Consider the following 7,717-nt stretch of genomic DNA (forward strand, 5'->3'; position numbering starts at 1 on the left):
AATGTTTTGTGTTATATCATACCCTTCTCCAATCGCGGCACCCGTTGCTGATTTAATAGCTGTATTTTTGAGTATTCCAAGTGCTGTTGGAGCCTTTGGAATAACTGCGCCAACGATCGAAGGAATCTTACTCGTAGCTTTTGTTAGATTTACACCTTTAGAAAGAAAATTTGCACCACTTCCGGCCACTCCGTACGAACCAAGTCCGGCAATATCCGTTCCCATTTGCAACCCTTCACCAAAGTATCGCGAAACAGGTCTATTGAGTATTTCAGTAGATTCCTGTGCAAGTTTTGGAGTAGGTGACTTCAAAGATTCTGAAAGTAGAGTTTCGAGTCGTGAGGTATCAAGACCAAGTTTTTTATTTTTTTCTATATTCTGAATAATTGAGTTTTGAAGGGTACTTTTTTGTTCCGTTTCCTTTGTGTATTGTTTTACATCAGCAGGAGCTTGTATATATTTTGCAGTTGATTTACCAAATTTTTGAGTTCCATAAGTAAGCATATCACCAAGAAAGGCACCCGTTCTAGCTACAGCTCTGACTGGCAAAGTTGCTTTATATCCAAGAGATTCTTTTCCGCCATAAAAGTCTGCCACTTTTGTATTGTATTTATTCAAAGCACGTCCCGCAATACCAGATGATTGATCTACTGGTTGCTGAACAGGAGTATTATATTTTGCTTCCATTTGAGAACGAACAGAACCACCCCCAACAGGAGTAGTGGTCTTTCCGTACTTTGCTTCCATTTGTTCTCTTATTGTTGGCATATTATTGTTGTTCTTCTGCCATTAAAGCTTTTAATTCTTCGGTTGTTGCTTGTGGAAATTCTGCACGATAATCTTCTATTGTTTTAGGTTCTTCGCCAGAAAAAGCTCCAAGCTCTCCGATTATAGAATCCTTCGGATCAATATTTGAGTTCTGTAATTCTTTTGTTTTTGCCATTATGTATGGGTCTTTTTCCAGTGCTTTAACCTGTGATACATACATACTATCAAGTATGCTATTTATTTGGGTTCTTTGTTCTTCAGAAAGTTTTTCACCTTTTGTAAGTCCTTTGATTTTAGTTTGTAAACTATTCATCAACGATTGAGCAGACTGGATTAAGATAACATCTTGGTCTCTTGTTACCGCACCCTCATCAATTACTTTTTGGAACTGGTTTATTGCCGCTATGTCTCCCACTCCAGTTCTCTGAGAAAGTGCCGCCTTTACGCCATTTCCATATTTAGCCATTGAAACGGTTGAGGCATAGGTAGCGTTCTTTGAAATCTTATCATTCAACGTCGTGATTATCTTGTTTTGTTTTTCATTATAGCCTCCTTCTGTAACGTCACTCGCTTTATTCCTAGCAATATCTTCGCTCGCCTTATTCCCTCGTATCGTTTCAGTAAGTTTTGCTTCGTCTAACGTCAGTTGTTTTTTCTTAAGTTCTTGGTCCGCCTTCTTGTATTCCGCTTCCAAAGCTGACTCTCTTGCCTTATTTCCCGAATCACGAGCGAACATTATCTGCTCGATCAAGTCTTTTCTTGTTTGATTTGCTGTTTCAATGTCGTACTGCACCGCGTCAATCGCTGTTTCAATAGGTTTTACGTCAGCACCTCGTATTGCGGATTGTTGTGAAGGAGAAAGAAATCGTGCTTCTTCTGGTGTAGCAGAAACACTGCCTTGCATTTTGGCAATTCTTTGTCGTTGTAATTCGCGTTGTTGTTTCAATAAGTCTGTTGAATTGACAGACTGTGCTTTTTTAAGTGAAATCTGTAAAAGTTCATTGAAAGCGTCATAAGGATTGTCCGTAACAGGCTTCTCAGTAGTGACTGGTTGGCTCTGTGGTGGTGCAGGTGGTGGCGTTTGTGTCGCTGTAGTAGTTGGTGTCGGATTAAGTAATCTTTGAAGCTGTGCGGTGTTTTGCTCTGTTGTTCCACGATAATTTTGATCACCGTAAGCAGTCGCTCGTTCAGAAACCGACGGGAGTGTTCTACCTTGCGATTGGTAGTATTCATTTAAATTCGTTGGTGGAAGAGTTCTTGTGAAATTTCCATCTTTTTTTACAAAAGTGTTTACCATATATTTATATTGTTCTTGTTAAACCACCAGCTTCTAAAATTCTTTTATTTTGTTCGATGTCAGTTAATTCTCCCGTTCTTTGAGCGATGTCTACTTTTTGTTGAGCGGGGAGTGTTCCATAAAGTCCAGTTTGAGGAGTGTATAAACTTCGTGAACCGCTTGGAGTTAATTCACCTCGTGGTGCGATAGTGTTTCGTGAAGCGGAATAAGATTGAAGTGTCGGTATCCCAAGGTCGGCAAAGTTGCGACTTCCGATTGCGCGCTCGCTTGCAAGTCCGGTCTTTTCAACGCTTCGTTGATTTGTTGTAAAGAGGTCGTCGAGTTTTTGCTGTTCGCCTTGGATTGCTTGTTGTTCTCGAGCAACGCGTCCGCTTGAAAATGCCATCCCTTGATTTGCCTCTGTTTGGTCAAGATTTTCTAAACTTTGTTTAAAGGCAGGTTGTTCTCTTTCGATTTGCTTCGTGTAATCCTCCTGCATTTGACGAAAAGAAATCGTCAGGTCTTGTTTGTGTTGGTTTATGAGTTCTTGATAGTATGGGTCAAGTTCCGAAGACGCTTGGTCTACGAATTTTTGAGCAAGTTCGGGAGTAATGGTAAGGTCAGGATTCACTTTCTTTCCTTGTTCTATTTGAGTATCAATTTGTAACCGTAAAATATCACTTGCCTCTTTGAGAGAAGGAATTGTCGCCACGACCGCTTCAAGAGCTTTTATTCGAGCGTCTTCTGGGTTTACTTGCTCTTGAGTAGGAATAGTTTGGTTAGGAGCAGTATAATCAGGCGTAGGTTGACTTGTTGAGCCTACTTTTTGTGCAGTTGAAATTGAACGAGGTCCCCAATATCCGGGACCAGAAGAATTATCCACCCCGTTTGTTTCTTGCCAACTTTTTACAGCTCGCGTTGTTTGTGGACCATATATCCCATACCCAGTCTTCACTTGCTCTTTAGTTAAAAATCCTTGAGATACAAGATAATCTTGCAACTGTTTTACAGAGTTTCCTGTTTGTCCGGGCTGTAGTGATGTTTGTGGATACATAATAATGTTGATAATTTAATAAAATAATTTTTAATTCGCTTGCCAAAAGTCAATCCAATTTAACCACATTACTTTGGCGGCCCCCGTATAGTTTAGCCACGTTAGGTTTATAAGAAAATTTGACGGACTTCCTGCTCCTGTTGGTACATATTGTGAAATAGAACCTTTGAGTACTCCGTTTATATAAAAAGAAACAGATCCGACATCAGGATTAAGTCTGTATTCTAGTATATCAATATCGTTAGCTACTAAAGTAGTACCTAAATCAACCGAAGCATAATTTGTTCCATTTCCCACAAAACCAGCAACAACACCGTCCTCTACTCTGAAACCTATATGTTTACTTTCAATGGCGACTAAACTTCCTCTAACAATCCATAGTTGAGTATTGGTTACAGTTCCTTGTAGTGAAATACAAAACTTTCCACTACCTTTTTTATCCCAAGAAAAATTCGATGAAGTTGCTGTCATTACCTCCTTAATAAAATAATTTGTATCATTATTTGAAGTACCCGTAGTTAAAATAACTTTTTCGCTTAATGTGTTACTTCCTGTACCGTCAGCTGGCTTTGTATACCCATCTATACTTTCAAATGGTGTGAACCAGTGGAAATCATCACGCTTCAAACTTGAAACGTTTGTATTTCCAGTCATATCTACCGAGAATGTAGCGTCTGCAAAAGTTGCATTTCCGAGATAAATACCATTACTATCTGCTTTGAATATCGAATTTCCTGAACCGATAGAGAAAGACGAAGACGGCGAAGAAAGAGACGTTGCACCTATCGTCCAACCACCGATTGTTCCGCTTGTTGCTGTAATGTTGCCAGAAATTATCAGTTGGGTACCTGTCCAATTAAGATAGTTTGAAGTATCACCTATGTAGAATTTTGCTAGGTCGTCATCTATTCCAAGAATAAAACCAGTTTCAGTGTTATCAAAATAATGCTTTCCTTGTTTTATTCCGCCAGATACCATTTCAGAAAATCCTGTTGAAAGTCCCGAGTCAATATTTGAAGGATCAACAACAGAAGAACTCGCCTCTTTTTGAGGAGTGAGTTTATAAAGTGATTTATCTAAGAATGAATAAACATCAGTCATACTATTTTTTCTTTTCACCAGTTAAATGAAGTCCTAAAACTTCCCACCCACGAAATACTAGCGGGCTTCCACTACTATTTCCAGTAAAACTAAATCGAGCTTTTTTGAACTTCATATCAGTAGTAAACGCCTGGACGATTGGTTTTGAAATACTGCCGATTTTCTTTTCTTCTCCGTCATCTATTTGATAGGTTGCATTTGCTCCTTGGCAATTTTTATGAAGAACAGACACCTCAGCAATACTTTTTTCTTTCATTTTTATTTGTGAGAAGTATAGTGGATGTGTTTCGATGTGATAAAAAATAGGTGTTCCATTGTCAGTCAATCCGTCGTCAAAAACAAAAACATTTCCACTTTCATCTCCAACAACAATTCTTAAAAGAGTTCCATTGTCGTAAAGTGCAAAATTTTTGAACTGTGATGGATAAGAATAAAGCGTCCACACTTGAGTTGAGATGGTATAGCGACATACAACATTTGTATATGATTTTCCTTTCAATGTAATATCTCCGATACTCCAAAAAATATGATCGCTATCAGCCCAACCACTTATATCTTCGTAGTTGGAACGAGATATCGCCTCGACAATGTCAATTATTGGTCGCGAGATTTCTTGTTGTTCGCCGTCAAATACGAATTTATAAAAGCCTGTTGGGTGGTGGTAGTAAATCCCATCCTTCGCCTCCACGATACTTTCATGTGAATACGTCCCTCTAAAAATAGCAGGGTCGGGGTCAGCTGAGGTGGTTGAATAAATCTTGTATATATGATTTTGTTTAAAAACTAGGAGTGCGCGCGAGTGCCTTTTGAGTCCTGTTATACTTTCTCCGTCTTGAGGTGATACTTGAATGAAATCAGTACCGCCGGAAATTGTTTGAGAGGTTGATACGATGTCCGAATAATAAACTTTGTCTGCTGCCTTATTGGCTACCCAAATTCTTGAACGATAATTTTCAATATAATCACCTTTTGGAAGTGATCCAACATTTGTTGTTCCAAAAGTTGAACCATTATATGTAGCGACGTTTGCCCCACCATTACCGTCCACCATATAAGTAAGGTCAAGGAAGTTTGTGAAGCGTGCTTTTGAAGTCGCTCCAAGACCCGTACGAACAGACGACCACGCAGTTCCATTGAAGTTATAGACAGTACTTGCTACTTTAGCAAGAAGTCCATACACCGTACCAGCATTGTTTCGATAGTTCTCCATTCCTAGAGTCGTTCCACTTGCAATTTGTGCTCCAAGAAGTGTTATTCCCGATCTTAAAGTTGCCGAACCGATTGAGTCAAAGTTTAGGTTAATTGCCAACTCAACCGTATCAGGTGAAGCTGAAGTTTCATCGACCGCTTTTTCGCGTACGATGCCAAGTTGACCTATTTGAATCGGTAATTGTTGCTGTTCCATATTAGCAAGGCACGTCTACGTTAATTCTTAAATTTTGTCCCCCAAATTCTTTTGAAATCTGTGCCTCTCTTTTTTGTACCCACGCGATATAATCCGGGTCGGTTTGAATATTCATTGATGGATTTTTACGCAATTTTAATCGATAACGCATATAAGGAAGATAAATGCGGTAGAAATTCTCATCGAGTGTATCTCCGAAACTGTTTGCAACCTCTTTTTTCTTATAGTAATCAAGATAAATATTTTCTCCTGCAGTATCGTCGTCAAAAGGTTGATTAAAGGTCATAACACCATTATCTACTGTATAAGCAGTCGGTACTCCGAATGAAGCACCTTGCCAAACATCCCGTCCACTGGCGTGATTCACTGCAACGTTCGTAACTGTTCCGAGTGTTTTTGTTGACTCTGTATTAGTGGAGTAGTCTACATTATCCAATGTTTCAGTAATACTTTCTGCGGAAATATCCACTGCACCACTTTCATCAAAATCTCCTGAAGAAGTCAAAAGAATTGATGTCGCTCCTGCAAGTATCGCACCGTTCAATGTTGAATGGGCAACACCTTGATACCAAGTATTCATCTCTATCTTATCAGACCAATCGAGGGGAAGTTTGTCTTTTCCTATTCTTACTGAAAGAATATGTTTGGAGGTTTCCAAGTCGCGTAAATTAGTTGGAAGTGTCAACGTGTTTCTTCCTGGAATACAATCGCCCGCGTCAAAATCAAATTCTGTTCGGAAAGACCACCTTCCCGCTTGTTCGTGCATATCTATTTCATCACGTCCCTCATCTAAAGCTCGTAACAGAAACTCTTTCGTAAATACTTCATCGTCCATTTTTTCTCCAGTTGAAATAAGAGCGTCGCGGATTATAGCACCGGCGGAATTTTCCGCATATCCTGTCGCAATGAGTTCGTCAGAGTCGCTAGAAATGCCAGCACTTGTTGCGTTACTGAATCTTGCTCTGTAGTAGTAAGTGGAGAGTCCTGCTGTGTGGTTATAATAGGTTTCTGTCGAGTCTGCTCGTATATCAAGCGTTGTGAGAGCTCCGTACGTTGTTCCGTCAGTCGAATATTCCAAAATTATCTGATTATATGGAATGAATTGCAGTTTTTCACCACGGTTGTGGGGATGTTTTGTAACAGCTGTCAAAGAAATTGAAGTCGCCGTTGGTGTGCCTGTAATTTTAACAATTTCAGCTTTTTCAGAACCAAAATTACCAACAACAAGATAATTTGCGTTTGAAAACTTTAAACCATTTTCTACAGTAAATGTTGTGACTCCAGACGCTACGTCTGTTACAATAAATGTTGAATCGGTTTCAAGATCGGGGTGTGAAATAAACAATTCAACACCTATATTGTCACCCGTTTTGGTGCGTAATTTTGGAAGTAATATCATTGTAGTATAAATATTTCATTAGGATATTTCTTTCTCATTCGAGATTCGTAAATCTCCATATCTGTCCTTCGTATGTTAAGCAACCTATTTTCCTCTAAAATATGGTCTTTTTCTTCTGCGGTTTCTTTTTTTACTTTGTGTAATTCCTCTTTTGATTTTGCAAGTTCTTCAATAAGTTGTCTCAATTCAATTCTTTTTTCATTTTCCTCCTTTTCTTTTGAAATTTTGAGTGTTTTAAGAAGACTTTTTTGTATTTCTATTTCAGAAATAATAAACTTTTCCTCATCTTCTCTTTCTTTTATTGCTTCTTCGAGTTTTTTGTTTAAAGTTTCCAAAGTATTCAATCGGGAAGATTGTTCCACATTGTTTTTGTTCAAAAAATCATTTCTCTCCTCAAGGGATAGTTTCTTTTCATCTAAAACATCACAAACTTCAATTCTATCTTTAGTAACTTTGTCGTAGTCTTTACGATGAACGAAAACTTCATTATTTAATTTTTTTATGGTAGCGATAAGTTCCTCTTTTTCTTTTTTGAGAGGTTCAATTTCAACAAGAAGTTTGTTTTTCCTTGCTTCCATTTCCATTACGTTTTTATGTTGTAACATCCATTTTGCTTCCATTTTTTTGTTGGTTAAATTTTAATTACTCACCGATGATTCGATAACGACAGAATCCACTACATTGAACTGCACCACTAAGGTTAATGATAAAAGC

Annotated in this window: 7 protein-coding genes; all 7 read right to left on the minus strand. The window is 38.4% G+C overall.

The window, feature by feature from the left end:
• Positions 1-768, minus strand: a 768-nt coding sequence (locus WC724_03750; GenBank protein ID MFA6078098.1) for a hypothetical protein, incomplete at its 3' end; no start/stop codon positions are given.
• A gap of 1 nt (position 769) precedes the next feature.
• The gene (locus tag WC724_03755) at positions 770-2,065 is read right to left on the minus strand and encodes a hypothetical protein (protein ID MFA6078099.1); all 1,296 of its coding nucleotides are present in this window, start codon (positions 2,063-2,065) and stop codon (positions 770-772) included.
• Positions 2,066-2,069: 4 nt separating this feature from the next.
• Complete coding sequence (locus WC724_03760; GenBank protein MFA6078100.1) at positions 2,070-3,098, minus strand: peptidoglycan-binding domain-containing protein; 1,029 nt, start codon at positions 3,096-3,098, stop codon at positions 2,070-2,072.
• A 30-nt stretch (positions 3,099-3,128) separates the two neighbouring features.
• Positions 3,129-4,199, minus strand: coding sequence for a hypothetical protein (locus WC724_03765; GenBank protein ID MFA6078101.1), 1,071 nt, complete (start codon positions 4,197-4,199; stop codon positions 3,129-3,131).
• Between the two features lies 1 nt (position 4,200).
• A complete protein-coding gene (locus WC724_03770; GenBank protein ID MFA6078102.1) occupies positions 4,201-5,604 on the minus strand; it encodes a hypothetical protein in 1,404 nt (467 codons plus the stop codon).
• 1 nt (position 5,605) lies between these two features.
• The gene (locus WC724_03775; GenBank protein MFA6078103.1) at positions 5,606-7,003 is read right to left on the minus strand and encodes a hypothetical protein; all 1,398 of its coding nucleotides are present in this window, start codon (positions 7,001-7,003) and stop codon (positions 5,606-5,608) included.
• On the minus strand, positions 7,000-7,608 hold the full coding sequence (locus tag WC724_03780) for a hypothetical protein (protein ID MFA6078104.1): 609 nt from the start codon (positions 7,606-7,608) through the stop codon (positions 7,000-7,002). The genes WC724_03775 and WC724_03780 overlap by 4 nt, the downstream gene beginning before the upstream one ends.
• Positions 7,609-7,717: the final 109 nt, after the last annotated feature.

It is taken from the genome of Candidatus Paceibacterota bacterium (assembly GCA_041661305.1).
Lineage (GTDB): Bacteria > Patescibacteriota > Minisyncoccia > Phycocordibacterales > VMEP01 > VMEP01.

Excerpts from the sequence above, each read along its gene's own strand:
- WC724_03760 (MFA6078100.1), bottom strand. The coding sequence starts at position 3,098 with ATGTATCCACAAACATCACTACAGCCCGGACAAACAGGAAACTCTGTA.
- WC724_03775 (MFA6078103.1), bottom strand. The coding sequence starts at position 7,003 with ATGATATTACTTCCAAAATTACGCACCAAAACGGGTGACAATATAGGT.
- WC724_03755 (MFA6078099.1), bottom strand. The coding sequence starts at position 2,065 with ATGGTAAACACTTTTGTAAAAAAAGATGGAAATTTCACAAGAACTCTT.
- WC724_03770 (MFA6078102.1), bottom strand. The coding sequence starts at position 5,604 with ATGGAACAGCAACAATTACCGATTCAAATAGGTCAACTTGGCATCGTA.
- WC724_03780 (MFA6078104.1), bottom strand. The coding sequence starts at position 7,608 with ATGTTACAACATAAAAACGTAATGGAAATGGAAGCAAGGAAAAACAAA.
- WC724_03765 (MFA6078101.1), bottom strand. The coding sequence starts at position 4,199 with ATGACTGATGTTTATTCATTCTTAGATAAATCACTTTATAAACTCACT.